The 25,640-nt window shown below is 67.4% G+C and carries 22 protein-coding genes; 9 read left to right on the top strand and 13 right to left on the bottom strand.

The genetic code is table 11. The features are described 5' to 3' along the window. Nucleotides 1-18 precede the first annotated feature (18 nt). Together DL991_RS28070 and DL991_RS28065 are read right to left on the bottom strand one after the other, a co-directional pair. Entirely contained in the window at nucleotides 19-3,345 is a 3,327-nt protein-coding gene (locus tag DL991_RS28070; RefSeq protein WP_158634464.1) for an RHS repeat-associated core domain-containing protein, read from the bottom strand. 178 nt (nucleotides 3,346-3,523) lie between these two features. Beyond that, on the bottom strand, nucleotides 3,524-4,315 hold the full coding sequence (locus DL991_RS28065) for a phytanoyl-CoA dioxygenase family protein (protein ID WP_199754100.1): 792 nt from the start codon (nucleotides 4,313-4,315) through the stop codon (nucleotides 3,524-3,526). Between the two features lie 234 nt (nucleotides 4,316-4,549). Between DL991_RS28065 and DL991_RS28060 the strand changes: the two genes are divergently transcribed. Further along, nucleotides 4,550-5,350, top strand: coding sequence for an SDR family oxidoreductase (locus DL991_RS28060; protein WP_125787351.1), 801 nt, complete (start codon nucleotides 4,550-4,552; stop codon nucleotides 5,348-5,350). Between the two features lie 141 nt (nucleotides 5,351-5,491). On the opposite strand, the gene fgd is transcribed toward DL991_RS28060, so the two are convergent. The 3 genes from fgd to DL991_RS28045 all read right to left on the bottom strand — a co-directional run bounded on the left by fgd (nucleotide 5,492) and on the right by DL991_RS28045 (nucleotide 8,298). Next, a complete protein-coding gene (fgd, locus tag DL991_RS28055) occupies nucleotides 5,492-6,496 on the bottom strand; it encodes a glucose-6-phosphate dehydrogenase (coenzyme-F420) (RefSeq protein ID WP_125787350.1) in 1,005 nt (334 codons plus the stop codon). Nucleotides 6,497-6,591: 95 nt separating this feature from the next. Further along, nucleotides 6,592-7,353, bottom strand: coding sequence for an alpha/beta hydrolase (locus DL991_RS28050; RefSeq protein ID WP_125787349.1), 762 nt, complete (start codon nucleotides 7,351-7,353; stop codon nucleotides 6,592-6,594). Nucleotides 7,354-7,479: 126 nt separating this feature from the next. After that, complete coding sequence (locus DL991_RS28045; RefSeq protein WP_125787348.1) at nucleotides 7,480-8,298, bottom strand: LLM class flavin-dependent oxidoreductase; 819 nt, start codon at nucleotides 8,296-8,298, stop codon at nucleotides 7,480-7,482. A 458-nt stretch (nucleotides 8,299-8,756) separates the two neighbouring features. Between DL991_RS28045 and DL991_RS28040 the strand changes: the two genes are divergently transcribed. Together DL991_RS28040 and infA (DL991_RS28035) are read left to right on the top strand one after the other, a co-directional pair. Continuing rightward, nucleotides 8,757-9,506 carry an N-acetyltransferase gene (locus DL991_RS28040; protein ID WP_233599036.1) on the top strand — a complete coding sequence of 250 codons (750 nt, stop codon included), beginning with the start codon at nucleotides 8,757-8,759 and terminating at the stop codon, nucleotides 9,504-9,506. Next, nucleotides 9,503-9,724: a translation initiation factor IF-1 gene (infA, locus tag DL991_RS28035; protein ID WP_125787346.1), complete on the top strand. Its 222-nt coding sequence runs from the start codon at nucleotides 9,503-9,505 to the stop codon at nucleotides 9,722-9,724. Before DL991_RS28040 ends, infA (DL991_RS28035) begins: the two co-directional genes overlap by 4 nt. 484 nt (nucleotides 9,725-10,208) lie before the next feature. Here the strand turns inward: infA (DL991_RS28035) and DL991_RS28030 are convergent, their stop codons facing one another. Further along, nucleotides 10,209-10,391 carry a hypothetical protein gene (locus DL991_RS28030; RefSeq protein WP_125787345.1) on the bottom strand — a complete coding sequence of 61 codons (183 nt, stop codon included), beginning with the start codon at nucleotides 10,389-10,391 and terminating at the stop codon, nucleotides 10,209-10,211. A 209-nt stretch (nucleotides 10,392-10,600) separates the two neighbouring features. Next, on the bottom strand, nucleotides 10,601-10,729 hold the full coding sequence (locus DL991_RS43805; protein ID WP_255431311.1) for a hypothetical protein: 129 nt from the start codon (nucleotides 10,727-10,729) through the stop codon (nucleotides 10,601-10,603). A 514-nt stretch (nucleotides 10,730-11,243) separates the two neighbouring features. Here DL991_RS43805 and DL991_RS28025 point away from each other — a divergent pair. Next, a complete protein-coding gene (locus tag DL991_RS28025; protein WP_158634463.1) occupies nucleotides 11,244-12,530 on the top strand; it encodes a helix-turn-helix transcriptional regulator in 1,287 nt (428 codons plus the stop codon). A gap of 178 nt (nucleotides 12,531-12,708) precedes the next feature. On the opposite strand, the gene DL991_RS28020 is transcribed toward DL991_RS28025, so the two are convergent. Beyond that, nucleotides 12,709-13,524 (bottom strand): NAD(P)H-binding protein, encoded by an 816-nt coding sequence (locus DL991_RS28020; RefSeq protein WP_125787343.1) that lies wholly within the window; start codon nucleotides 13,522-13,524, stop codon nucleotides 12,709-12,711. Nucleotides 13,525-13,750: 226 nt separating this feature from the next. On the opposite strand from DL991_RS28020, the gene DL991_RS28015 reads away from it, so the two are divergent. The 3 genes from DL991_RS28015 to infA (DL991_RS28005) all read left to right on the top strand — a co-directional run bounded on the left by DL991_RS28015 (nucleotide 13,751) and on the right by infA (DL991_RS28005) (nucleotide 16,366). Continuing rightward, on the top strand, nucleotides 13,751-14,881 hold the full coding sequence (locus tag DL991_RS28015; RefSeq protein WP_199746225.1) for a questin oxidase family protein: 1,131 nt from the start codon (nucleotides 13,751-13,753) through the stop codon (nucleotides 14,879-14,881). Nucleotides 14,882-15,350: 469 nt separating this feature from the next. Then, nucleotides 15,351-16,145 carry an N-acetyltransferase gene (locus DL991_RS28010; protein WP_125787341.1) on the top strand — a complete coding sequence of 265 codons (795 nt, stop codon included), beginning with the start codon at nucleotides 15,351-15,353 and terminating at the stop codon, nucleotides 16,143-16,145. Beyond that, nucleotides 16,142-16,366, top strand: coding sequence for a translation initiation factor IF-1 (gene infA, locus DL991_RS28005; RefSeq protein ID WP_125787340.1), 225 nt, complete (start codon nucleotides 16,142-16,144; stop codon nucleotides 16,364-16,366). Before DL991_RS28010 ends, infA (DL991_RS28005) begins: the two co-directional genes overlap by 4 nt. A gap of 77 nt (nucleotides 16,367-16,443) precedes the next feature. Here the strand turns inward: infA (DL991_RS28005) and DL991_RS28000 are convergent, their stop codons facing one another. The 3 genes from DL991_RS28000 to DL991_RS27990 all read right to left on the bottom strand — a co-directional run bounded on the left by DL991_RS28000 (nucleotide 16,444) and on the right by DL991_RS27990 (nucleotide 20,716). Next, nucleotides 16,444-17,700: a cytochrome P450 gene (locus DL991_RS28000; protein WP_125787339.1), complete on the bottom strand. Its 1,257-nt coding sequence runs from the start codon at nucleotides 17,698-17,700 to the stop codon at nucleotides 16,444-16,446. Between the two features lie 36 nt (nucleotides 17,701-17,736). Then, nucleotides 17,737-18,933, bottom strand: a complete 1,197-nt coding sequence (locus DL991_RS27995; protein WP_125787338.1) for a glycosyltransferase — start codon at nucleotides 18,931-18,933, stop codon at nucleotides 17,737-17,739. A 235-nt stretch (nucleotides 18,934-19,168) separates the two neighbouring features. Then, entirely contained in the window at nucleotides 19,169-20,716 is a 1,548-nt protein-coding gene (locus DL991_RS27990) for an FAD-binding oxidoreductase (protein ID WP_125787337.1), read from the bottom strand. Between the two features lie 260 nt (nucleotides 20,717-20,976). Here DL991_RS27990 and DL991_RS27985 point away from each other — a divergent pair, with 260 nt between their 5' ends. Both DL991_RS27985 and DL991_RS27980 read left to right on the top strand, forming a co-directional pair. Beyond that, on the top strand, nucleotides 20,977-21,903 hold the full coding sequence (locus DL991_RS27985) for a putative sugar O-methyltransferase (RefSeq protein ID WP_125787336.1): 927 nt from the start codon (nucleotides 20,977-20,979) through the stop codon (nucleotides 21,901-21,903). Further along, on the top strand, nucleotides 21,900-22,889 hold the full coding sequence (locus DL991_RS27980) for an NAD(P)-dependent oxidoreductase (protein WP_233599035.1): 990 nt from the start codon (nucleotides 21,900-21,902) through the stop codon (nucleotides 22,887-22,889). Before DL991_RS27985 ends, DL991_RS27980 begins: the two co-directional genes overlap by 4 nt. A gap of 7 nt (nucleotides 22,890-22,896) precedes the next feature. Here DL991_RS27980 and DL991_RS27975 read toward each other — a convergent pair whose 3' ends face one another. Both DL991_RS27975 and DL991_RS27970 read right to left on the bottom strand, forming a co-directional pair. Then, complete coding sequence (locus tag DL991_RS27975) at nucleotides 22,897-24,273, bottom strand: NDP-hexose 2,3-dehydratase family protein (RefSeq protein WP_125787335.1); 1,377 nt, start codon at nucleotides 24,271-24,273, stop codon at nucleotides 22,897-22,899. 61 nt (nucleotides 24,274-24,334) lie between these two features. After that, nucleotides 24,335-25,633: an acyl-CoA dehydrogenase family protein gene (locus DL991_RS27970; RefSeq protein ID WP_199746224.1), complete on the bottom strand. Its 1,299-nt coding sequence runs from the start codon at nucleotides 25,631-25,633 to the stop codon at nucleotides 24,335-24,337. Between the last annotated feature and the right edge of the window lie 7 nt (nucleotides 25,634-25,640).

Below are 25,640 nucleotides of genomic sequence, written 5' to 3'. Positions count from 1 at the left end.
CTTCGGCCACTCACGGCATCATTGCGGACCGCGGGCGTTTCGGGCACGCGCCGACTCCATCCCGACCGGCCCTCCGCCCGCGAACAGACGCGCGTCGAACCCGTCAAGGTCGGCGAAAAGCAGCAGATGATGATGATGGTGGCGAAGCAGAGAACCCACCCAGTTGCCTGCCGTTTCCGCCCGCGCCGCTTCAGCACGACTCAGGAACCCGAGAGGATCGTCGGCGGCAGGGGGATTCGGGACGTACGCATGGGGGTTCGGCGCAGCCGCCAGGCCAAGCGGATCCGGGGAGAGGTACGCGCCGGTATCGGGATCGAAATAGCGGTGATCGTGGTAGTGCAATCCCGTTTCCTGGTCGTGATACTGACCGGCGAATCGCAGCGGGGACGTCGCGGTATCACGTTGCCAGTGGGATTGCCCCCACAGTGTGCGCTGCTGATTTCCGGCGATGACGCCGTCAGCGGAGACCAGCTCGGTCGGCGCACCACTCGGGTCCGTGACCACGGAGTGGAATTCTTCGTCGACCTTCTCGTCTTCGGATCCTGCACGGACAACGGTTCGCGAGGTCTGCGTGACCGGAATGAACGAGTCGTTCCGGTAATTCCATGTGGTGATCTTCCGCCGATCGCCTTGAATGTCCTCTTGCTCGGCGAGAACTCCCCCGTCCCACGAGAACCGGGTCTGCTCCAGCAGTTCACCGTCGGCGGAAAGATGACGCTTGCCGATGCGGCGGCCGAGGGGATCGTAGTGATAGTGCCACTTGCTCCCGTCGGGAAGGGTGGCGGAGAAAAGCCGGCTGTCCGCGTCCCACGCGAAGCGCCAAGTCTCCGGATCGCCGGATATCCGTGTCCGCGTCCGCGTCACGACTCGCCCGGCGGCGTCGTACCCGTAACGGACGTTCCCGGCCCGGGTGGTGAAGGTTCCGTTCACCTCGCGGGGTCCTTGCGATGAGGTCTCCGGAGTTCCGGAAGCGGGGAAAGTGGCCGAAGCGGGCCAGACGGCGTTCACGATGTTGCCGACGGGGTCGTAGTCATAGTGCTCCGACCATTCGTCACCCCGGCCGGTCACGGCGGTGACCCGCCCTTCGGAATCGAGCCGGAACGCCCGGCCGCCGGTGAGCAGATCTTCCAAGTCCGCGACGAATCCGTCCGGGCCGTAGGTATACGCGCGCCGTTGGAGCGGTTGCCCAGCGACGATGGATCCCTCCGGACCGGAGGAAGCGGCCCGGCCGGTGAGGGTTTGAGTCACGAGACGACCGAGCAGGTCCCATTCCTGGGCGAGGACGGTTCCGCCGGGTAGCTCCCGCCGGATTTCCCGTCCGGCTTCGTCATGGGCGAACCGCAGTTCCCTGCCGTCGGCGGTGAGTGCCGAAGGCAGTCCGGCGGCGTTGTAGACCCAGGCGGTACGGGCCCCGGATGGAGTGATGCGGCTCGTTACCCTTCCAGCGGCGTCGTAGGTCTTGGTGACGGTGCGGCCGTTGCAGGTTTCGGTGATCACCCGTCCGAGCGAGTCCCGGACGAAGACCAAATCCATGTCGTCGTTTTTCGCGCGAAGGAAGCGGCCTTCCGGATCGTGGTCGAACTTCGTCACGGTGCCCTCCGCGGCGTGATGAGTCGCCAGCTTGCCGAGCGGGTCATACGCGAACGAGGCCTCGTGGCCGCTGGCGTTCACCCGGTGCACGAGCTGGCCCACGGCGTCGTACCAATACTGGGTGGTGGCGCCGTTGTAATCGGTCTGCGCGCTCATCCGGCCGGCGGAGTCCAACTCGTATTGCCACGTCAGCCCGCCGTGGGTCACCGAGACGAGGCGGCAGTTGTGGTCGAAGTCGAGCTCGCTGCGGGTACCGCCCGGCCAGTCGATCGACACGAGCCGCCCGAATGGCCCGTAAGCGTAGGACGTGACCGATCCCGTGGCGGAGACGCGTCGCAGCAGATTCTCTTCGCCGTCCCAGTCCCAGGACTCGGTCGAACCGTCCGGCAGGGTACGGGAGGCAGGGAGGCCATCCGTCGTCCACGTATAGGCGGTCGCCCCGCCGCCGGAACTCGTGACGCGTACGACTCGTCCCAGCAGGTCGCGCTCGTACCGGGTGGTTTCGCCGGTGGGTGCGGTGACCATCACGGGCATCCCGGCGGGATCGCATTCCATCGTGGTGACCGCGCCATCCGCGCCGATCACCTCGGCGAGGTGCCCGCGGCTGTCATACCCGTTCTTGAGCACCGAGCCGTCGGGCGCGGTCAGTTCGGTGAGATTGCCGCTCTTGTCGAAGGCCTGTAGCCAGACACCTCCGTCCGGCCCGGTTATCCGTACCGGGAGGCAGGCCTCGTCGACTTCGACGTTGGTGACGCGGCCGTCCGGATTGGTCACCGAGACCAGGTTGCCGCGATCGTCGTAGGCATATCGCGTGACCCTGCCGAGGGCGTCGGTGCGGACGGTGACCCGGCCACGTTCGTCGTAGTCCGTCCGCGCCGTTTTCCCGATCGGGTCGGTGATCGCGGCGACTTGGGCGGACTCGGTGATCGTGTGGATGGTGACATCTCCGTCGATGCCGGTCCACCGGGTGATGCCGTGCTCGTAGGCAAAGGTGCCGGACAGGAAACCCTCAGGGCCTTCCCCGCGTACGCAACGGCCTTCGGGATCGAAGGTGTAGTGGTAGGAGTAGCCGTTGCGGTCGGTCCAGCTGGTCAGCCTGCCCTCGCCGTCGTAAGTGAAGCGTCGCGGCAGGCCGGAGGAGTTGACGACGCCGGACAGGTTGCCGGAGTCGTCGTATTCGAAGCGGCGCAAGGGGATTTCGTCCTGGCCGTCGGGGCGGGCGAGGGTCAGCGCGGTGACGTGCTCGCCGGTGACCGTCACCAGGACGCGGTAGCCACCGGAGTGGACGATGCTGAGCGGGCGGCCGGCCTCGTCGTGGCTGAAGGTGATCTCGTGGCCCGCGCGGTCCGTGACCGAGACCAGGGGCAGTTCGTCGCCTTCGAATCCGGGCCGGCGTTCGTATCGCCAGACGAGGCCGCGTTGCGGATCGCTGATGGCGTAGGAGCCGTCCGGGTTCAGCAACAACGGCCAGGCGGGACCGGTCACCGGGATGGAGCGGGGATCGCCGGCGCCGCCCGGATGTGTCCAGGTCAGGATCTCCCCGCCGGCGAACCTCGCGTCGATCCGGTCTCCGGTCACCCGCAGGCACTGGTCGAGGCTCGACGTCCAGGACCGTCCGAACCATCGGCCGGTGCGAGCGGACGACCTGTGGGCACGCTCGAGCACGAGGGGCAAGACGCCGGGCAGCGTGACATCGGTCTCGGCCAGAATGACGTCGCCGGTCGCCACGTCCACGAGATCGCTGACGTCAGGCATCATAGTCTCCACCCTTGATTTTTAGTCCCATTTACGGCTTCATCGAGCTTTGCTCGCCGGTGGCGGTGGCGCGCTCACCGGCGTCGTACACGTTTCGTCGCCGCCCCGACAAGAGCGGACAGCCGCGGAACCAACGAGATCTCACGGCCGCCGACCCTGCGGAGGCGATTTCACCGGACTACGGAATCAGCCCTCGCAACGGCGCGAGATCGTGCCAAGGATCCTGCAGCGCTTCACGCCACTTCGCTTCGTGCTCCCGATGCCGGAGCCTGAAGTAAACCGTGCGCCGAATGGAGTCGCCGGTGTTGTTGCCACCATTGTGGCCGAGCAGGTAGTGCTTCAACAGCAGGTCGCCCGGACGACCGCGCACCATCTCCCGCTCCGGCAGCTTGACATTCGGGTAGGTCGTGAAGGCCTCGGGGCCGCGCTCGCGGAACAATTGTGCGTGCGCACGGTGTGTTCCCGGCCAGACGAAGAGGTTTCCCGTGTCATCGCTCGACTGGTCGGTCAGGAAGAACCCGGCGAGCATGGTGAACGTCCATGGGGGGTCATCGGGTTTCCGTCCCTTGCCGCCGTCGATATGCGGCTTTTCCCTGGCGTCCTTGAAGGGCGGGTAAGTCAGTGCGATCTGCACCGACTCCGGCACCTCCAACTCTCCTTCGCCCGTGAGGTTTTCGGCGAGCGAGAAGGCGGCGGTGTCACGCAACAACGCCGCGAGCACCGGTGAATCCGCCAATTCCTGGAACCGGTAGACCACCCCGACGTGGCCTTCCGCCGGCGGGCGCGCGCGCAGCTGCTCGTCGACCACCGCGTTGGCGGCGGCGATCAGATCCGGCGGCACGACATCCGGAATCACGAGGTAACCGCGCTCGGCGAACTCTTCCAGCTGTTCACGAGTCAGTGCCCGTTTCGCGCTGAATGTCGCCTGCCGGTCACCATTCTTCGGTATGACTTCGGTCGGATCCACCACGAAATCTGCCACCCACCTTCTGTCGAGTCTGCCGTCTCGGGTACCCGGCTGATGCTAGGGCGCTCGCGGAGGGATCCCTATCCCTCGGTATGACAGTTGCCCGCGCCACGGCATCGGGAATTTGCTTGACCTTCAACGTCCTCGCGGTCGCCGAGGAAACTCGCGCCGAAACAGATGCGGTAAGTTGGCTGGGATTCGGTCGAACGTCGACCTGTCAACCCTTTTGGAGGAGCCATGTCCGTCCTTGTCATCGGCGCGTACGGCAGTGTGGGCAGTCACGTGGTGACTGGGCTTCTGTCCGCCGGAGCGTCAGTCCGGGGAGCCAGCAGGAAACCGAAACCGGGCGAATTGCCGGACGCCGTCGAGATGGTCCGCCTCGACCTCGATGAGCCGGAGAGTCTTCCGGCCGCGCTCGAGGGCGTCAAAAAGGTCTTTCTCTACGCCAATCCGGGCAGTGCCGCCGACTTCGCCGCCGCGGCGCGGGCGGCCGGAGTGGAACACGTCGTGTTGCTGTCGTCGGCTTCCGTGGTGGAACCCACCCTGCAGAACAGTCGCAGCGCGAAAGAGCACTCCGCGGTGGAGAAGGCGCTGCAGGAGTCCGGAATCGCGTGGACCTTCCTCCGCCCGACCACGTTCGCCACCAAGCAGCTCAGCTGGGCTCCGGCGATCCGGGCCGGGGAACAGCTGCGGATTCCCTTCCTGCACGGGCGTGCCGCGTCCATCCACGAACGCGACATCGCCGACGTGGCGGTCCGGACACTGACCGACGCCGGACACGAGGGGCAGGGGTACTGGCTGACCGGGCCGGAAGCCTTGACGCAGCAGGAACACATGGACACGATCGCCGCGGTGATCGGGCAGTCGATCGACGTCGTCGAGGACACCGAGCCGAAGTGGCCGGAGTTCCTCATCCAGACCATGAAGCAGCTCATGAAGGAACCGTGCGTCGTGACGCCCGCCGTCGAGGAGATCACCGGAGTGCCGGCCCGCTCCTTCCGGCAATGGGCCGAGGACCACGCCAAAGACTTCAGCTGACCGGGCGGGCGTGCCGGCCACCGCGTCGTGGCGGTGCCGGCACGCTCATCGTCACTCGGTCTTGCCCCGGCTACCGGCGCAATTCGTCCTGATTGGACACCCCCGCCGAGGTGAACCGCTCGGTGGGGTGGCCACGAGTGGTCAGCCGAGCTGACGCAGTCCGGGGAGGACCTGCTCGGCGAAGTGCTTGAGGAACCGCTCTTGGTCATGTCCGGGGCCGTGGAAGACCAAGTGGTCGAACCCGGCGTCGACGTACTGCTTGATCTGACCGATCGCCTCGTCCGGGGTGGAGGCGACGATCCAGCGTTTGGCGATCTGCTCGATGGGCAGTTCGTCGGCGGCCTTCTCCATCTCGACCGGGTCCTCGAAGCCCGCTTTCTGCTCGGGAGACAGTGACAACGGCGCCCAGAACCGGCAGTTCTCCAGTGCCTGGTCCGGGTCCGGGTCGTAGGAGAGCTTGATCTCGATCATCTTGTCGATCGCGTCGTGGTCGCGGCCTTCCTGCCCCGCGCCCGCTTCCACGGCAGGCAGGAGTTTCTCGGTGTACAGCTCCATGCCCTTGCCACTGGTGCAGATGAAGCCGTCACCCTTGCGGCCGACAAATTTGGCCATGACGGGACCGCCGGCGGCGAGGTAGATGGGGACCGGTACCTCGGGCCGGTCGTAAATGGACACGGCGGTGGTCTGGTAGTACTGCCCCTCGAACGTGACGCGGTCTTCCGTCCACAGACGGCGGATCAGGTCCACGGCCTCACGCAAGCGGGCGAACCGCTCCTTGAAATCCGGCCAGGTGATGCGCGCGACCGCGACTTCGTTGAGCGCCTCGCCGCTGCCGATGCCCAGCGCGACCCGGCCGGGGTACAGCACCCCGAGGGTGCCGAACGCGTGCGCCACCACGGCCGGGTTGTACCGGAACGTGGCGGTCAGCACGCTGGTGCCGAGCTGGACCCGCTCGGTGCGCTCCCCGACCGCGCTGAGCCAGGACAGGGAGAACGGCGAGTGGCCGCCCTCGTGCCGCCATGGCTGCAGGTGGTCGCTGATCCAAACGCTGTCCAGGCCGTGGGCTTCCGCGCTGACCGCGTACTCGACGAGCTCGCGCGGGGCGAACTGCTCGGCCGACGCCTTGTAACCGATCTTCAGTGCCATGCTTCCAGTAATAGGCCGCGCTGGGAGGGATCCCTATCCCCCGTCCTGACGGTTGGCGGTGCCGACGGATCGGGCCGGACGCCGCCGCGCTCGCCTCAGGCCGGTGAGGTGAGCGCCCGGTCCAGATGCCGGGCGAAGAACCGGACCGCGCTGTCGACCTCGAACCTCGGCACTTCATGGTGCTTGCCCGCGTTGGCGTGCAACGTCTTCTCCTTCGAGGCGAAGGCGTCGAACAGCGTCAGGCTGGCCTCTCGCGAGATTTCCTCGTCGTCCCACTGCATGTCGAACTCGATCGGGATGGTGATCCCCTTCGCCTTCTCCGCGAGGACATCGGGCCAGTGCTGGCCGAAGACCGCGGCCGTGATCCTGGGCTCGATCGCCACCAGCGGCACCCCGATCGCGGTGCCGAGGTTGATACCGAAGTAACCCACCGGCCCATCGGCGCCGATCTCCGCGAGCCCTTGAAGGGCATCCAGGGTCGCCCGCCACTCCGGCACGGCCAGCTCCGCCAGATACGCGCTGTAGCGCCGGGCGACCGGGCCTTCCGACTCGCCCGCGGCCTTCGCCGCCAACAGCGCGGCGACCTCCTGCTCGTCGCGCGCCGAGCGCGGCCGGTCACCGTGACCGGGCGCGTCGACGACGGCGACGTGAAAGCCGCCTTGAGTCACGAAGCGCTGTGCCCGGCCCGCCATCGCCGGATGCTTTTTGTGGTTGCCCCCACCGTGGCCCATCAGCACCAGAGGCGCCCGCTCGCCGGCGGCAGGCGACCAGAGAACGCCGGGGACCTCACCCACGACGAAGTCGCGTTCGACCATGCCGTTCGACGAAGATTCGGCAAGGAACCGCAGAGAATGCATAGGTGTCGCCTTTCGAGAGGGCCGTGACGCTGGTCCTCCGCAACCGGCGTCCGGGACCACCACGCTCCCGCCGAAAGCGCCGACGCGTTCTCGGCGGTCCGGCGGAAGCCGTGGTGGTCCGCGTGATCAGGCGAGAAGTTCGAGCACCGGGGCGAACTGCTCGGCGAACACGGCGTTCAAGGTGAAGCAGTTGATGCCGAGCGTCTCGCGCCGCCGCAGCAGTTCGTCGGCCATCACCCGCGGGCTGCCGCGGAGGATGCCCAGCGAGTCGTGCTCGATGAGCGTCTTCATGTCGGTCTTCAGCAGCCGCGGGACCCACGGCGGCGCCACTTCGCCGATGACGAAGATCGGGGAGACGAACTCGATCTGGTCGCCCCGGTCCCCGGCCTGCGCACGCATCCCCGCGACCAGCGCCGCGATTTCCTCCCGGGTCGCGATCGGGCTCGCGGCGACGGTGATCCTGTCCGCCTTCGCGGCGGCCAGGGCACGGGCCTTGGGACCGCCGGCGGCGATGAGCACCGGGGTGTGCGCGTCCCCGTCGAGGGCACGCAGTTCGTCGATCGTCTGCTCCACCTGCGCCAGGCGTTCCGCGGGCGAAGACGGCGTGATGCCCAGCAGCTTCACCGCGTCATCCAGGACGAACGGCCTGCCCGTCCCGATACCCAGGTCGAATCGCCCGCCACTCAGCAGTGACAGGGTGTGGGAATCCCAGGCCGCCATGCGCGGCGCGCGCAGGGGGCTGGCGGCCACCCACGTTCCCACCCGCAGGGTCGTGGTCGCCCCGGCCGCGATGGCGAGGGCGGGGAACGGTGACGGTGCGGTCAGGACGTCGGCCGAGAGCAGGCTGGTGTATCCCAGGTCTTCGGCCTGCCTGGCTATGCCCAGCCACTGCTTCTCGTCCGTTGGCTCCGCAATCACGGCGAACTTGAACGCCTTGTCGGTCATGGGGGAAACCCTGTCCTTTCGTAGAGCGGACGCCATCGGGCACGGAGGCCGCCCCCGATCGCGGGCGGGGCGGACCCCGCGGTCCCGCGGCTCGGATCAGCTCCGGTGCGTGCGCGTGGCGGAGTACCCGGACGAAACTTTTTCGGCCCGCGTTCAGCAGGCTAAAAGCGGCTGCACCCCCTCCGGCATCCCTCAGCCTGATAGCCCGGCCGCCCGGCGATGGAAGCGCGCCGGAAGGATTGCGTGAGTCAGCGATCCGCTGCTAACGTCGTTTGAGACCGTGAATTCGTCGGAGGAGGTGAGACCCGTGAACGTAAACACCCATGGGTGCTCCCTGAGCCCTTTACGGTCCGGCGGCTGAGGTTCGCTGCCGCCAGGAGCGCCTGAGACCGAGGCACTCCTGGAAGGAGTCTCCGATCAACACGAAGCCTTTGACATCCGGCCTGAGCGAGAACGCGGTGGTGATCACGCGCGTCGCGGACAGGCATTGGCACGCACTCGACGACGACAGGGTGGTCGGCCGCGGATATGCGGAGCACCGGCCCGATGGCCGGTTGTTCGTTTGCGTCGACGCCTGGCGCGAGGCCACGTTCGACCGGCTCGCCGAGGCGATGGTGGCCGAACTCCCGGAGCCGCTGTACACGGTGGTCGACGAAGCCGACGTCGAGCTGACGGCTTGCTGGCAACGAGCCGGTTTCACGATCCGGCGCCGCGAGTGGGAATACGCCGTGCCGACCGACCCGCGGACCACGGGACTCGAAGAAACCCTGCCACCTTCCGGTGTGACGATCGTGCCCGCCGGCCAGGCGGACGAGGGTCTGCTGCGGGCGGTGGACCGCGCGATCCGTGACGAAGTCGAGGCGACCGTCGGGTGGCAGTCGATGCCTGCCGAAGTGATCCCCCGCCCCGAAGGCGACACCATCATCGACCCGTCGAAGTACGCGGTCGCCGCGACACCGGACCGCTACCTCGGCCTGATCCGCGTAGTGACGGTGAACCGGCCGCGCATCGGACTGCTCGCGGTCCGCACCGTCGAGCGGCGCCGCGGCATCGCGCGTGCGCTGCTGGCCCACGCGCTGGGGACGCTGCACCGCGCCGGATTCGCCGAAGCCTCGGCCGAAGTCCAAGAGCTCAATCACGCGGCCTCTGCCCTGTTCGAAGGCATCGGCGCCCGGCCGATGAACAGCAACCTGGAGCTGGTGCGATGAAGACTAGAAAAGGCATCGAAGTCGAGGGCAAGGTCGTCGAGGCGCTGCGGGCCGGCATGTTCACCGTGGAGCTCGACAACGGCCACCGGGTGCTCGCGCACATCAGCGGCAAGATCCGCCAGAACTTCATCAAGATCTACCTGGAAGACCGGGTGCTGGTGGAGCTCACGCCGTACGACCTGTCGCGCGGCCGGATCGTCTTCCGGTACCGCAACTAGCTTGAGTTCCTTGAGCGGAAAGTCAAACGTGTCGCGGCGTGGGGCCAGTGTCGCTCCTGCGTCTGGTCGTGAAGTACATGAAGGCCCCCTTCCTTGCGTCTAGCGCAAGGAAGGGGGCCTTCATGTACTTCGGCAAGGCGTGACTCGCGTGCGTGGGGACGTGCCTCACGTGCCTGGATGCCGCACTCGGGGGTGTGGAGTCTGAACACGCGAGTTCCGTCTGCCTTGGCCCTCAATAACCTGTTCGGCGGGGTCCGCCGTGGATCCACGGGGTTCCTGGCGAGACGGAGAAAGCCGCTTGCACCGACCGGTTTTCTCCGGCGCGACCAGGGCCGCGCGGGCCGCGGCGGCGGGAGACGAGCGAGGTCACACGACACGGGCGCTCGGCCGTGGTCCAGGCACGCTCATAATCGGAAACGAGTTTATCGGCGTCCTGCCTCCGGCCGGACGCCGATCACGTTGGTCACCTGTTCGGTCCGCGCTGCTATTCGACGGTGTCGTCGCGCAGCCACAGACCGTCGATGTCCACCTCGATACACGGAGAGAAAAGGACCCTCTGGTGCAGGTCGGCATCCGGGGGAACCGACATGGTGAACAGGTAGAACTCCGCGGGCAAGGCGCAGCATGCGAATTGCGCCGCCGGATACGGGGAATTCGAGCCAAGCATTGCGGTGTTCCTGACCCACCGACGAAGAATGCCTCTGAGACGGAAGCCCATTACTTTCCTTCGCTTTTCGGAGACCAGAAAAGCCTGGCCCCCACCGCCGCGACCCATCAGGTCACCCGGATCGACAATCGAGGGCTCATCGAGAGCCGATGCGCGCCCCCTGTCCGGATCGGACAGGCCTCACTCACGCCCCGGAGGAGCGATCACCTTCAGCCCGCCGCGGCCACCTCGTCGCCGTCCAGCACCGCGACGAAGTCACCGGCTCGTCCCACGACGAACCTCCCGTTCCCGCCCCCGAGAAGTTCCGAGGATCGGTCCACCAGCGGCAACGCGGACATAGGCCACCTCTCGAAGTGCCGATGCGGACAGCGCCGACCTTGACCACCATCGTGCCCATCCCGCCGCACTGACGGCAACTACCCAGCCTGACAGTGTCCGACTCCTGTCTCGCCGCGGTCCGCTGAGCCACGCATGCCCGAGCCCTCCGGGGAACCGACAATTCGGACAGAACCAGTCAGTTTTTCCGCATTCTCGGTATTCAACCGGTTGGCGGTTTCGACGACGAAAGGCCAATGACTCACAGGCTTCCATCGGGCGCACTCCGGCAGCGCTGGCGGAAAATCATAGCCGTCGTCACTACTCCGTGTGACCTTGACATAGCGCAGCGATCAGGTATCGTCGGCCAGGTCTGGGGTGCTCATAACAACTGGGGTAAGTATAGCAATTTGACGCAATCTCTCCGCCGAAGAGAGATTGGGCTTAAATCGTGCTGTCCAAAGATCGAGTCGTGCTCTTCACCATAAATGGGCTTGGAGACTTCCTTAAATGTGCATGGAAACTTCGGGGGTTCGATTGGGCATTCTGGGACTAAACGCGTCAATTCTCTCCTCTCATGACTGCATCAATCTCGAAATCCTGCACACAGCCGGTTCGGTCTGGCTCGAGGGCGACGTCGTCTCCGCCATCTCCCTGGCCGAGGCCGCGGCGACGGCCAGGTGCCGTCGGGGCAGCGCGCACTGCACGGCGCTGGCGAGCCTGCAACTCGCGCTGCTGCTGACCAATCTCCGGTGTATCGACGAAGCCAAGCGCGCGGTCCGTCAAGCCAACGCGGCGGTCGACGACCCTGCCATCGACGCGGTAACGGCGCTGGTCAGAGCCAAGATCGCACTCTGCGAAGGCGACATCGACGAGGCGGTCGAGCTGTGTGACGCCGGCATGGTCGTGGCGAACGACCCGCGTCTCGCGTCGTGGGCCTCGATCGGGAACACGGTCCGCGCGATCACCGCGATGCGGCGTGGCGAACTCGCCGCGATGATCCATCATGCCAACCAGCTCAAGGATGACGTGCTGTTCGGCAGGGACGTGCTTTTCGGCAGGCGGGATACCTTTCCTTGGGACTCGCCCGCCTGGCTCGTCGTCCAGATCCTCGAAGCGGAGAAGGGCTGGGAGGTCGCCGTACCACTCGCCCGAGGACTCTTCGAATCCGAATCGTCGGCCCGTGGTCTCCTGCTGTCCGAGCCCGCGGCTGCGTCGTTCCTCGTCCGGATCCTGCTGCGGGCGGGCGACCGGGAAACCGCCCAGCGCGGCCGTCGTTGCGCGGCGGCGCTCTCCGCGGACAACCCGGACATCCGCGCCATCACGGCCGCCGCCCTGCACCTCGACGCGCTGGTCGAGGAGGACGTCAGCCTGCTTCAGCAAGCGGCCACCGCCAGCCGCGACGCGTGGACCCGCGCCTCGATGAACGAGGACATCGGCGACCTCCTGTCCGCGAACTACGGAGAGTTCCGGCAGGCATGCACGCATTACGACACGGCCATGCACTCCTACGCGGACGCCGGCTCACCGCGCGACTCGTCCCGGGTCCGCAGCAAGTTGCGGCGCCACGACACGTCCAAGGCCGCGGCGAGGTTCTGGCCAAGCAGCCGGATCCCCATGCTGACCGACACCGAGTACGCGGTGGCCGAACTGGTGGCGGGCGGACTCACGAACGCCGAGGTCGCCGGCAAGATGTTCCTGTCTCGCCACACCGTCGCCTTCCATCTCCGCAAGATCTTCCAGAAGGTCGGGGCGAAGTCGCGCATCGAGCTCGCGGTCATGTGGAAGCAGCTGGTCGGGCAGGACATCACCACGTCGATGTGAGTCGTCGACGCGGGTTCGCCGGGACTGCGCGGCGGAGGTAAGTCAAAGGTGGCGTGTCGCGAAAACCACTTTCGGGACACCAGATGTCCCGAAAGTGGCTTTCGCGACATGAGCACCGGACGCCGAATCGCCACTCACGACCGACCCGGCCCCGCCACGTTCGCTCTCGGGGCGGCGGTCAGCTGAAGTCTTTGATGTGCTCCTCGGCCCACTGCCGGAACGGACGAGCCGGCGCCCCGGTGACCTCCTCGACCGCGGAGGTCACGGCACACGGAGCCTTCATGAGCTCGGTCATGGTACGGACGAAGGATTCCGGCATCTTCGGTTCGGCGTCCTCAGGAGGCAGCTCGACGACCTCGACCGGCCGCCCCAGCACCGCACAGATCACCTCGATGCATTCCTGCTGTGTCAAAGCCTCCGGTCCGGTCAGCCAGTACGCCTTCCCCTCGTGCCCGGCGCCGGTCAGGGCCCGGACCGCCACGTCGGCGATGTCGCGCTCGTGAATCGCCGCGGTGCGCAACCGCGGGAACGGAATCCGCACCACCTCCTCCCCGGACCGGATCACCGGAGCGAAGCGGAGCTGGAGCGCGGCGAACGTGGTCGGGCGGAGGAACGTCCACGCCATTCCGGACTCCCGCAGCGCCTCCTCCACCATCGAGTGCAGCTGCGCGCTCCGGCTGTACCGGGTCGCGGGTTGCACCACGGAAGACGAGGACAGCAAGACGACGTGTTCCACCCCCGCCGCCCTCGCCGCGCTGACGAACTCGGAGACGCCATCTTGGTTGGCGTAGAGAAAGACCTTCTTGACGCCCTCCAGCGCGGCCGGCAGGGTCTCCGGTTCGCTCAGGTCGAGGCGGACCATCTCGACGGCGTCCGGTAGCTCACCGGTTCGCGGTGCTCGACTGGTTCCCCGGACCGACATTCCAGCGGACAGAAGTCCATCCACGACGTGGTTGCCCACATTGCCGTACGCACCGATAACAAGAACGGACATAGCTCCTCTAAGGGGGTAACGGATCACCATTCGGGCAAATCGCACCCGGGGACGGCACCATTGAACGACCTTGCCCTGGTACTGACCATCCCCCGCCTTGGTAAAGCGGCTACGTACGCACCTGATGCCACTGTCAACGTCGGGGATAGTGCGCGGCCGCGCGCCAGACCTACTGTCCGGAAAAGGGTTCGGGCAAAGAGTCCGGCGGCCAGCTTGGAGGACCCGGGTGAAGGACAACGAATCGGTCCTGTTGGAGGCCTACCAGCGGTTCCACCAGACGGGACCGGAATGGGGCGGCCACCATCTCAGCAACCACGGCCCCATGGCCGTGGAGGCCATGATCCGGCACGGACACGCCGGCTCCGTGCACCACTGGATCGACAACTACACGCAACGTCTGGAAGAACCACCACGCGGGATCGACCCCGTCACCGAAAACGACTGGCGAGAGGCACTCGGTGACCTGAAACGGGTAGCGGACTGGACCACCCTGTTCCACCGCGAGGTCACCGAACGTCCCTGGCGGGAAGTACTGGCGACGTGGTGGCCGCGGCTGGTACCCGGCATCGCCGGCGGTACGGCTCACGGCGCGATCCGAGTCGGGCACGTGGTCCACTCGATGCTGACGGCCGAAGCACGGGCAGGATCCGTCGACAGCATCGAAAACCCGTACGTGACCGAGCTCGCCGACGCACTGGGCTACTGGGCCGCGTGCTGGACACCGGTGACGGGCGACCCTTCCCGGCGGCTCGGGTCGCTACGCCCGGCCGACGCCCTTGCCAACGTGCCGACGGTCGCCGACCAGCAGAAAGGCGTCCCCTACCGGCTCAGCCAGCTCCCGACCACCGACGGGTGGCAATCGGCGCTGGGCGCGCTGCGGACCGTGGACGATCCCGAGCAAGTACCCGCGTTGCTGTCCCAGCTGATCGACGCCACGGTGTTCCGCTACCTGAGCTACGGCCACGGTCACGCGGTCATGCTGGTCCACGCCTCGACGGCACCCACCGCGGTCCTCCGCGTGCTACCCGCCCTACCGCGGCGGCTGTGGGTTCCCAGCCTGGACGCCGCCTGGCAGGCGACCGCGGCCCTGACCGCCGCGTGCACCCCCCAGCTCGCCGCCGACCGGGCGGATCTCACCGTCCACACCAACGGCGTCGCGACGACCGAGGACGCCATGGCACTGGCGGTCGACCAGGGAGACGAACACGTCATCAAGTTCGCCGACACAGCCGTGGAAACCTTCACTCGCACCGGGAACAAGGACGCGCTCGCGGCCGCGAGCCGATGCGCGGAACTCATCACTCTCACGGAGGCCGCAGGACGTGCACGATTCGATGGCCGCGGACCCACCAGCTGACCGACCCGGCTCCCCGGTGCCCGCGCTTCCGGCCACTGGGGGAAGTGCCACCGGCCGGAACAGTCTTTTAGCGGCTTCTTATGCCTCGATGTGGTGTTTCAGGTATTCGGTGTGGACTTCGCGGTCCCGAAGCCGAGTCCTGAGTGAAGAACCGCTGTTCAAAGAAGGCTTCACCGCATTTCGGCAATAGTTCGCGCCTACCCGAACGCGTTGTCCCGCCAGCCTCCAGTGCGGCCGACGGCCCCCTGGGTGCCGAGTGTCCACTGTCCGGAAAGCGCGGGTATCTCAAAGGATTTGCGCGAGGCGGTCGCCCACTGCTAGGTTCATGGCGACCGTGAATTCGTGCAAGGAGGTGAGACCCGTGAACACAATCACCCATGGGTGCTCCCTCAGCCTCTCACGGTCCGGCGGCTGACCTTCGGTGTCGCCAGGAGCGCCTGAGATCAAGGCCCTCCTGGAAGGAATTCCGATGAATACAAAGCCTCTCACCAGCCTGAACGAGAACGCGGTGACCATCACCCGCGTCGCGGACAATCAATGGCACGCACTGGACGACAACCGAACGGTCGGCCGCACCTATGCGGAACACCGGCCCGACGGACGCTTGTTCGTCAGCATCGACGCCTGGCACGACACCATCTTCGACCGGCTCGCGGAAGCGATGCTGGCCGAACTGCCGACACCGCTGTACACGGTGGTCGACGAAGCCGACACCGAACTCACAGCCTGCTGGCAACGCGCCGGTTTCGCGATCCGGCGTCGCGAGTTCGAATACACCGTACCGACCGACCCGCAGGCCACCGGACTCGAACAGGCCCTGCCGCCTTCCGGGGTGACGATCGTGCCTGCCGACCAGGCCGACGAAAGCCTGCTGCGGGCAGCGGACCGCGCGATCCGTGAAGAAGTCGACGCGGCCGTCGGGTGGTGGCAGACAATGCCCGCGGAACTGGTCTCCCGTCCCGAAGACGAGGACACCAGCACCGGCCCTTCGACCTACGCGGTCGCCGCGACACCGGACCGCTACCTCGGCCTGATCCGCGTGGAAACAGTGCACCACCCCCGCATCGCGCTGGTCGCGGTCCGGGCAGGCGAGCAACGTCGCGGCATCGCACGGGCACTACTCGCCCACGCACTCGGGACACTGCGCCGCGACGGACACTCCACCGCCTGGGCCGAAGTCCACGAGAGCAACCACGCGGCCTCGGCACTGTTGAAAAGCGTCGGCGCCCAGCCGGTGGGCAGCAACCTGGAGCTGGTCCGATGAAGAAGAACAGGAACGGCATCGAGGTCGAAGGCAAGGTCATCGAGGCGCTGCGGGCCGGCATGTTCACCGTCGAACTCGAGAACGGCCACCGGGTACTGACCCACATCAGCGGCAAGATCCGCCAGAACTACATCAAGATCTACCTCGAAGACCGGGTGCTGGTCGAACTGACACCCTACGACCTCACCCGCGGCCGGATCACCTTCCGCTACCGCAACTGACAACGACCCAGGCCCCGGTCACGATGTCTTCGTGACCGGGGCCTGGGTCGTCGGTTCGAGCGGTCGCGGACTTCCGCTCAATACTTGCGGACCTCGATCGGCAGCTTGTTGACGACGCGGGGTTTCACCACGTCACCGATACCCCACCGGCCGGGCCTTTCGCCCGAAACCGCCCAGGGATTGCGCAGGCCGGCAGGAGCGTCGTCGCGCACGCGGATCTCCTGGTAGCGCTCCAGGAGAAGCCGGATCGCGATCCTCGTCTCCAGTCGCGCCAGTGGCGCGCCCACACAGTGATGTATGCCCTTGCCGTACGACAGATGCGGATTGGGCTTGCGGAGGATGTCGAACCGGTCCGGGTCGGCGAAGACGCGGTCGTCACGGTTCGCCGTGGTCAGCCACACCAGGACGGTCGCGCCGGCCGGGATCTTCTGGCCGCCGAGCTCGGTGTCCTTCGTCGTCTGGCGGGGTGAGCGCGGGAACGGCGGCCGGAAGCGCACCGACTCGTCGATCGCGGCCGGGATCAGCGCCGGGTCGGCCCGCAACTGGTCCCATACCGAGGGATTCTCGTCCAGCGCGAGAATCGTGTTGCCCATGGCGGCGGTGGTGGTGTGGTGGCCGGCGACCAGCACGTTGAGACAACCGAGGGCCTCTTCCTCGTCCAGCCGCTCCCCGTCGGCCTCGATCGTCATGAGCCTGCTGACCAGGTCGTCGCCGGGGTTCTCGCGGCGGGCGCGGAGGATCTCCAGTAAGTGAGAGTTCAACTCGCGCAACGGCTTCAACTCACGCAGCGGCGGCGCGTCGTCGTTCGACGCACTTTCCCGCCGGTCGTCCGGCGACTCCTTCGCGGGGGAGTTCTGCACCTCGACGACGGAGTCGGACAGCTTCCGGACGAATTCCAGGTCCTCGGCGGGAATGCCGAGCATCTCGGCCATGACCATGAACGGCAACGGGTGGGCCAGCTGTTCGATGAAGTCCCACTGATGGCCGCCGTCATCGGCGGTATCGAGCAGCCGCGTCGTCAACTCTTCGATCCGCGGCTCCAGGTCGGCCATCATCTTCGGGGTGAGCGCCTTGCTGACCACGCCGCGCAGCCGCCGGTGAGCCGGATTGTCCGCCCGGAGGAAGTTGCCCGTGAAGTCTTCCTGCACCGGCCCCAGCGGGGCGACTTCGGAGGAGAAGGTCACCGAGTCCATCTGCACCTGCTGAGTGACGTCGTAGCCGAGTACGTGCCACGCCTTGATCTTCTCGTCGAAATGCACGTCTCCACGTGCTCGTAACACGTCGAGATAGCCCAGAAGATCGGACAGCGTCGGTTCCGACTGGGTGACACCCATGAAAACTCACTCTCTTCCTACGACCCGGTAGGCGCGCTAGCAAAACTCGGGAAGCCGGGACGCGACTTCCGTGGGGCTTGGCATGGCGGCGATCTCCTCGGCGATGGCTTTGGCCGCCTGTCCGGCATCCGTATCGGCCAACAGTCCGCCCGCTGCCTCGGCGATGGCCGCCGCGGGGACGATGTCAGTGCGGCGACGGTCGTCTTCCAGTTCGACCCCCTCGGGCAGCAACTGCCTCCCGGCACCGGTGGCGGACACCGCGCCGGCCATGGCGAAGTTGTCGAACCCGACGGGCAGGAACAGTTGTGGAACCCCGGCGGCGGCAGCGCTGATGGTCGTCCCGGGGCCGCCGTGGTGTACGGCGAGGTCGACGAGTGACAGCAGTTCCCCTTGCGGCACCCAGCGTTCCAGGTGCACGTTTTCGGGAAGCACACCGAACTCGTCCAACGAAAGGTTGGGCCAGGCCGCCACCACAACCTCGACGTCCAATGCCGACAACCCATCGACAGCGGCACGCAGGGCGGCGACGGTGCCCAGCACGGTCCCCAGTGTCAGATAGACCAACGGGCGTTTCCGCTCGGCCAGCGCGATCTTCGGTAGCTCACCGGGTTCACTGAACGGGACGAGGCGCAGCGGCAACCGTTCCGGACGAGCCAAGAACGACGTCTCCTGCAGCGAGGCGGGAAAGACGTCCAGGTACGGGTCACCCAGGAGGTATCGCCCTTCGGGCACCTCGACCCCGATTTCGGCGGCGACCGCACGGAGGAGCTCCATGTCCACCTGCCGCCATCGGTCTTCTCGGTCGACCGCGTCCGCACGGGAGTTGGCGTGACATACCGCGGGAATGTCCAGGCGATGGGCCGCGAGCCCGGCTCCCGGGTTGCCCGCTTCGTACACCACCAGGTCGGGGCGCTCCGCCCGCAGCACGGGCATCAGGTCGGCGGCGAACCGGCGGGGTAACAGCTCACTGAACGCCCGGACCGAGGGATCGAGCAAGCCACGCCACGGTAGGTCGCCGGTATCCCTGTCCTTGCCCGCCTGAACGGAACTCAAGGCTTCATGGATCGGCATTCCGACCGGCACAGTACGGAATCCGAGCTCCTGCAACAACGGATGGAATCTCTCGCCGATCGCGTAAATGACGTCATGGCCGACCTCCCGGGCAGCGAGGGCCAGCGGCAGCAACGGGTAAGCGTGACCGTAGCCGGACAGGCTGGAGAAAACGATCTTCATTCCCGGCTTCGCCTTCCTGCCTGGAAAGATCGAACAAGACAAAGCACAGGCTAACCAGCAGGTGCCGCCGCCCCCATCCCTCACCTTGACTGCGCCGGACCGAGAGCGGTCGCGTTTCCAGCAGGATTGTCCATTATGGACAGAAGTGGTCGTGAACCTTTCGAGGTCCGTGAAGGACTCCTTGAGGGACTCTGGGTCCCTCAAGGAGTCCTTCACGGACCGGTCGCTACCTGGGTCAGCCGATGCCGCGGGCGAATTGGAAGAACTTGTGCGGATCGTAAGCCCGCTTGATCCGCACCAGCCGGGGATAGTTCTCGGCGTAATAGGCGGTCCGCCAGTCCCGCAGCGCCGGGTCCATGTAGTTCTGGTAGCTCTCGCGCAGGGAATGCCGGTCGAGCACCGCGAAGCCGTCGGCGAGCCAGCTTTCACACGCCGCCGTGTCCTCGTCGGTGTAGGCGAAGTCGCGCAGTTCCGCGGTGAGACCGGCCAGCATCTTGGTGGTCCGGTGCACATAAGCGGTGTCCGTGCGGGCCCGCGTGTTCGCGGCACCCCCGAGGGCTTCGAAGTACAGCATGCGGGACTGCCCGTTGCGGAAACGCGCCGGATCGGCGAGGGCGGCCAGCAGGTCTTCGACGTCGGCTCGAGGCACCGCTGAGCCGAACATCCGGCACCGGGTGCGGTAGTAGTTCCAGCGAGGTGCCGTCGCCTCGGAAGTGGCGCCGACCCGGTGGCCCTGCGCGGTGGCGGGATCCGCGTAACCATAGAGCTGCGTCATGGTGTGCTGAGCAGGCAACTCCCAGACGGACCGGTTGAGCGGCGTCACGCCGGTCGCAGCGACCAGCTCGTCGAGGCGGCGGTTGAGCTCGTCCATGGTGCTGTACCAGGTGCCCGAGACGGTCACCATCGTGCTGGGTGAGGGCGGACTCGCGGTGCGGGCCATCAGGACCGACGAAAGATCGTCGGGTGCCGTCAGCACCCAATGCTGCCAATTCTCGATCAGCGCGGCCGAGTCGGCTCCCGACCAGATGAGCCGGTAACCGACCAAAGTGTTGCGCTGCACCGGTTCCAGCGTGTACCTGGTGACGACGCCGTAGTTGCCGCCGCCGTTGCCGCGCAGCGCCCAGTAGAGATCAGGATTCTCCTGGGCCGAGGCCCGCACGACGCGCCTGTCCGCCAGCACCACCTCGGCCGAAACCAGCCGGTCGCAGGCCATGCCGTATTTGCGAGTCTGGTGACCGATACCGCCACCCTGGATGTAACCGCCGGAACCCACCGTCGGGCACATGCCACTGACCAGGGCCAGCCCGTAGGGGGCCAGTGCGGTCAGCGCGTCGGCCTGCTGGGTGCCCGCGCCGATCGTGACGTGCGTTCCGTCGGTGATGACCTGGTTCAGCCGGGAGACGTCCAGGATCATGCCCTTTGTCGTCGAATAGCCCCCGAAACTGTGCCTCCCGCTGCGGGGAACGGTGTGCACCCCGTTGTCCTGGGCGAAAGCGATGACGGTTTGGACGTCCTTTGCGCTTTCGCAGTAGGCGACGGCCATCGGATTGGTGTTGTCGAACTGGCTGAGCTGCTGCTGGCGGGCCAGCTCGTAGCGCGGATCCGACGGCAGGACGAGGTCACCGTCGAGGTGACGCCCCAGCGAGGTCCAGTCGACCGCGCCACCGCCGCGCCGGACGGTGCTGCCGGCGGCGGATGCGGTCGGCCCGAGGACGCCGGTCACGGCACCGATCGCGGACGTGGCAGCGAGGCCGAGAACACTACGGCGAGTGAAGTTTCCCATCACGGTAATTCCCCCATACGAGTGATCGATGCTCTGATTCTTATCCGGCGAGTAACCGATGCGCAAGGACGCCGTGGGGCTGACCGACGGCCGAAGGCGGACAACTACTCACTCGACCGGCTGCCGGACCCGCCACGGCGGGTGTAGGAAAGAGCCATGAAATTCCGCGTACCCGACCCGTACGAGAGTCGACGCGGGGCAAGCCGACCGCGCGCCGGCGGCACGGCAGGCGAGGCGGCATCGGCGAAGGAGACGCGGTCATGACCGAGCAGGCGCACCGGCGATACGGCCCGAGCGCGCAGTGGTTGCACATCAACGACGCGCATATCACCGAGGAGGCCGTGGCCGACCTCGCCGGGTTCAAGTCGAACGGGGTCAACTTCAAGCTGGCGCTGTGGAATCCGCGGCCCAACGGCGTGCGATACCTGAAAGCGCTCACGTTCGCACTGGGCATGCGACTCAGCCCCGCCAACAGGGAGAGGCTGCGCCGCACGCGCAACCGTGAGGTCGGCGACCCCTATTCAGTGCGGTGCGACGGCGAACCAGTGTGCCTCGACTACTTGCAGGCGGTGCACGAAGTCGAGTTCATGGCGGCGAACCTGCCCCTCGACGGCGCACGGATCGTGGAGATCGGCGCCGGCTACGGCCGGACCTGCCACACCCTGATGTCCAACCACGAGGTCGCCGGATACACGATCGTCGATCTGCCGAACACCCTGGCACTGTCGCGCCAGTACCTGCGGACCGTGCTGGAGCCGGAGCAGTTCGCGAAGATCCGTTTCGTCGGTATCGACGAGGTGGACGAGCAAGTGCGCGGTGCCCGCTTCGACCTGTGCGTGAACATCGACTCGTTCGCCGAGATGAATCCCGGCACCGTGCGGGACTACCTCGGGCTCATCGACGCGACCTGCGCGCACTTCTACGTCAACAACCCGGTCGGCAAATACCTCGACAAGACGCTGGACGGCCACTCGCAGGGCGCCGCGGTGGTGGAGCTGGCGCTGAGCTCCGGGTTGCTGCGCGATGTCATCGACATCCACGACAGCGAGGCGGTACTGGAGAAGGTGCCCGCTTTCGTGTCCGCGTACCGGCCCGGCGAGCGGTGGCAGTGCGTGGCAAAGGAACGCTCGGTGTCGTGGAGCTATTACTGGCAGGCCTTGTACCGCGCCGCCCCGGTGCCGCGGTGAGCGCCGCCGGTGACGGCGGGGACCGGCCGCTGATCGCGGTGCTGGGTGGTTCGGGCTTCGTCGGCGCCGCGGTGGTCGAAGCCCTCGCCCGGCGACCGATCCGGCTACGTACGGTCGGCCGCCGGCCGCAGCCGGTACCGCCCGGCGCCGTGGCTGAAGTCGAGGTGCTGACCGCCGACCTCACGGTTCCCGAGGGGCTCGAAGCCGCTGTGGCCGGCGCGGACACGGTGGTCCATCTGCTGATGCACACCGCCGGCTGGCGTGAGGCCGACGGCAACCTGGCCGCCGAACACGTGAACGTCGGCGTGCTGCGCGATCTCATCGAGCTGACCGGGAAGATCGGGCGGCCACCGACGATCGTGTTCGCGGGCTCCACCTCGCAGGCCGGTCTGCCGGAGCGGATGCCCCTCGACGGCACCGAACCCGACCGGCCCGTGACCACCTACGACCGGCAGAAGCAGACAGCGGAGCAGCTGCTCAAGGCGGCCACCGCCGCCGGGCTGGTCCGCGGCGTTTCCTTGCGGCTGCCCACCGTGTACGGGGACAGCCCACAGGGGCGGCTGAACGGCCGCGGCGTGGTCTCCACCATGGTGCGCAAGGCCTTCGCCGGCGAGGAGCTCACACTGTGGAACGACGGCACCGTCGAGCGCGACCTGCTGTATGTGCACGACGCCGCGGACGCCTTCCTCGCCGGGATCGACCACGCGGACGTGCTCGCGGGCAGGCACTGGCTGCTCGGCACCGGGCGCGGTGTGCCACTGGGCGACGTGCTGCGGACGATCGCCGAACTGGTCGGCGCCCGCCTCGGGCGGCCGCCGGTGCCCGTCGTCTGCGTACCGCCGCCCGATCTCGCCACGGCCACCGACATGCACAGCGTCGTGATCGACTCGTCGAGGTTCCGGGCGGCCACCGGCTGGAGCCCCCGGGTGCCGTTGCACACCGCACTGCGGCGTTGCGTCGACGCGTTCGCCGACAACGCCGGATAGTGCGGGCCTACAGCAGCCCGTTCAGCAAGCCGACGACCGCGAGCAGCGTACGTGCCTGCATGTTGAGGTAATGCCCGTGCCGCGCCAGCGAATTCAGCTGGCCGGGAGTCACCCAGGCGAATCCGGGCGGCGGCTCGGCGCCCACCTCGGTTTCGTCGGCCTCCACGAGCAGGTAGCGGCTGACGGCGTTGAAGAAACGGCCACCCTCGTCGGAATGCACTGCGGCATACCGGATCCGGTCCGCCCCGGCGCGGCGCACCAGGTCGAAGAACAGCGGCCGCTCCCGCTCCGGCAGGTGGGTGTAGTTCTCCGGGGTGCACTGCACCGTCGGTCCGAGTTCGACGGTGTCGAGGAGACCACCCTCTGCCCTGGCATGGGCCAGCAGATGTGGCACCCCGCCGAAGCGGCGGACCAGGAATGCGCAAAGCCCCAAGCCGACCGGCTCGAACAACGGCTGCATCCACGAGGTCACCTCACGGTTCCCTGCCTCGACGGACACCCCACCGACCCGGAAGTACCGGTTCCCGACGTGCTGGATGTCGTCGTCGGTGCGAACCCAGTCGCTGACCTTGGCGAGCGGGACGCGCAGAGCCCGCACGTCGTGCCGGGCCCGCTCGTTGGTGAACCACGACAGCACGTCCGTGTCGGAGCGCACCGCGCCCGGCTCGGCGGGTGCCGTCGGGGCACAGGCGAGGACGCTGCGTGCGTCCATGTTCACGATGTTGTCGCGGTGCAGCAGCTTGCCGATCTGCCCGAGAGTGAGCCAGCAGAAGTCGTCGTGCGGTGGCACGTCGTCGAAGGTCTCGATGATCATGTTGCGGTTGGACTTGCACAGGAACCAGGAGCCGTGCTCCGACTGGAGCACGTCGGCGAGCACCCTGCCCCTGGCAGGCCGGGTGAAGTACTCGAGGTACCTCACGTCGGCGCCCCGGTGCACGCCGGTGTAGTTGCTGTGCGTGGCCTGCACCGTCGGCGAGAGCTGCAACAGGCCGGGATTGCCTGGCTCCATCTTGGCCTGCATCAGGAAATGCAGGACGCCGTCGAACTCCTTGGCCAGGATGCCCAGGATCCCGACTTCGGGTTGCACGATGATCGGCTGCTGCCACTCGCGGCCGTCGATCGCGACGTGCAGCCCCTCCACGCTGAAGAACCGCCCGCTGCGGTGCACGATGTTGCCACTGTCCGATTCGGACGACCAGCCCTTGATCTTTCCGAGCGGCACCCGCTCCACGATGAAGCGGTGCGCCCGGCGGCGTCCGGCGAGCCAGGCGTCGAAGTCCTCGGTCCGCATGTCCGTGCCGGTGGCGGCCGCCCGCCGGGAACGCGCGAGCCGTGCGGGCAGCCGGGTGTCATCCCGCGCCGCCAACTGCGTTGCGATCACCATCTTGGATCCCCTTCGAGACGACGCCGGGCACCGGACTGCGCGACGCGTGGTGTCGTGCCCTTCACCGAGCGTCCGGCGGCCGAGTGGCCCGGAGGCTCACGTAGTCGTTGTCCCTTTCCAGGCCGAGCACTTGCGCGCTCAGGTAGTCGACGCCGTCGGCGTAGGTGTACGGCTGCATGAACCGGCCGGCGCGCACGTCCCGATACAGCCGGGCCAGCGGGTGCTCCGCCACATACGTGGCCCCGCCCACCACGGTGATGCAGTCGTCGACCACCGCGGCCGCCAGTTCGTTGACCACTTGCTTGGCGCACTGGAACGGGGTCATCAGCCGACGGCCGCGCTCATCCGGATCCATGTCGTGACGGGGGGACAGTTCGTCGGCGTTGACGAGCGCGGCCGACACCGTGGCCCGCAGCGCGTACAGCCGCGCCTCGATCTCGGCGACCAGGGTGCGCGACGCCGCGGGCGGTGCGGCCGACCGCCGGGCGACCGTGTCCACCGCGAGGTCACGGGCGGCCTTCGCGACCCCGGCGTAGATGCCGAGCATCGCGATGGAACTGATCGCCTGCCCGGCGAGGACCGCGTCGTTGTGCGCACCGACGCTGCCACGCGCCAGCACGTCGCCGGCGGGCACCGGGCAGTCGTCGAAAGCCACGTCGAGCGTGCCGGACGCGCGCATGCCAAGGCCGTTCCATCCGTCGACGATGGTGAGCCCCGGGGTTTCCCTTGCCACGATAGGGGCGTACAGCCGCGCTGATCCGCCGTCGACCGGCGCCTGAGCGGACACGACGAAATGCGTCCCGATCGGCGCCATCGTCACCAGCGTCTTGCGACCGGACAGCAGCCAGCCACCGGAGCCGTCGGGGCGCAGCCGGGTGACCTCTCGCCCGTGATCCTTCACCGCGCCGCACACCACCGCCTCGCCCCGGGCCATCGCGCGCAGCAGCCGTTCGGCCAGTTGCCGGGTCGGCGGCGGACCGTACTGCCACTCGTAGGTCAGGGTGATCCCCCGGCTGAACTGGGCGTGCAGGGCCAATGCGGTCGAGGCGTCCGCCTCGGCGACCCGCAGAAGCGCGACCGCCACGTCGTGGAGCCGGCTGACCCCCATCCCGCCCAGCTCCGCGGGCACAGTCGCGCCGAGCACGCCGTCACGCCCGAAACCGCGGAACGTCTCGGCGGGGAACGTGCCGTCCCGGTCGTTCGGCGCCGCCTCGGCCCGAATCCGGGACAGGTGCCGAGCCAGGACGGTCAGCAACTCCCGGCCCGGCTCGGTGGTCGCGGTGCTCAGGTCGCCGGGTGGCACCGCCTGCCACGGCGTGGTTCGTTCCGTCTCCATCAACGCGGTGTCGTGTTCCAGCATGGCCCTC

It is taken from the genome of Amycolatopsis sp. WAC 01375, assembly GCF_003947325.1.
Lineage (GTDB): Bacteria > Actinomycetota > Actinomycetes > Mycobacteriales > Pseudonocardiaceae > Amycolatopsis.
This window is presented reverse-complemented; position numbering and strand designations above follow the sequence as displayed.

Coding starts and splice junctions, on each gene's coding strand:
- fgd (WP_125787350.1), bottom strand. CDS start 6,496: ATGGCACTGAAGATCGGTTACAAGGCGTCGGCCGAGCAGTTCGCCCCG.
- DL991_RS27995 (WP_125787338.1), bottom strand. CDS start 18,933: ATGAAGATCGTTTTCTCCAGCCTGTCCGGCTACGGTCACGCTTACCCG.
- infA (WP_125787340.1), top strand. CDS start 16,142: ATGAAGAAGAACAGGAACGGCATCGAGGTCGAAGGCAAGGTCATCGAG.
- DL991_RS27975 (WP_125787335.1), bottom strand. CDS start 24,273: ATGGTGATCGCAACGCAGTTGGCGGCGCGGGATGACACCCGGCTGCCC.
- DL991_RS28000 (WP_125787339.1), bottom strand. CDS start 17,700: ATGGGTGTCACCCAGTCGGAACCGACGCTGTCCGATCTTCTGGGCTAT.
- DL991_RS28030 (WP_125787345.1), bottom strand. CDS start 10,391: ATGCTTGGCTCGAATTCCCCGTATCCGGCGGCGCAATTCGCATGCTGC.
- infA (WP_125787346.1), top strand. CDS start 9,503: ATGAAGACTAGAAAAGGCATCGAAGTCGAGGGCAAGGTCGTCGAGGCG.
- DL991_RS28045 (WP_125787348.1), bottom strand. CDS start 8,298: ATGACCGACAAGGCGTTCAAGTTCGCCGTGATTGCGGAGCCAACGGAC.
- DL991_RS28060 (WP_125787351.1), top strand. CDS start 4,550: ATGTCCGTCCTTGTCATCGGCGCGTACGGCAGTGTGGGCAGTCACGTG.
- DL991_RS28010 (WP_125787341.1), top strand. CDS start 15,351: ATGAATACAAAGCCTCTCACCAGCCTGAACGAGAACGCGGTGACCATC.
- DL991_RS28020 (WP_125787343.1), bottom strand. CDS start 13,524: ATGTCCGTTCTTGTTATCGGTGCGTACGGCAATGTGGGCAACCACGTC.
- DL991_RS28070 (WP_158634464.1), bottom strand. CDS start 3,345: ATGCCTGACGTCAGCGATCTCGTGGACGTGGCGACCGGCGACGTCATT.
- DL991_RS43805 (WP_255431311.1), bottom strand. CDS start 10,729: ATGTCCGCGTTGCCGCTGGTGGACCGATCCTCGGAACTTCTCGGGGGC.
- DL991_RS27970 (WP_199746224.1), bottom strand. CDS start 25,633: ATGCTGGAACACGACACCGCGTTGATGGAGACGGAACGAACCACGCCG.
- DL991_RS28050 (WP_125787349.1), bottom strand. CDS start 7,353: ATGCATTCTCTGCGGTTCCTTGCCGAATCTTCGTCGAACGGCATGGTC.
- DL991_RS27985 (WP_125787336.1), top strand. CDS start 20,977: ATGACCGAGCAGGCGCACCGGCGATACGGCCCGAGCGCGCAGTGGTTG.
- DL991_RS27990 (WP_125787337.1), bottom strand. CDS start 20,716: ATGGGAAACTTCACTCGCCGTAGTGTTCTCGGCCTCGCTGCCACGTCC.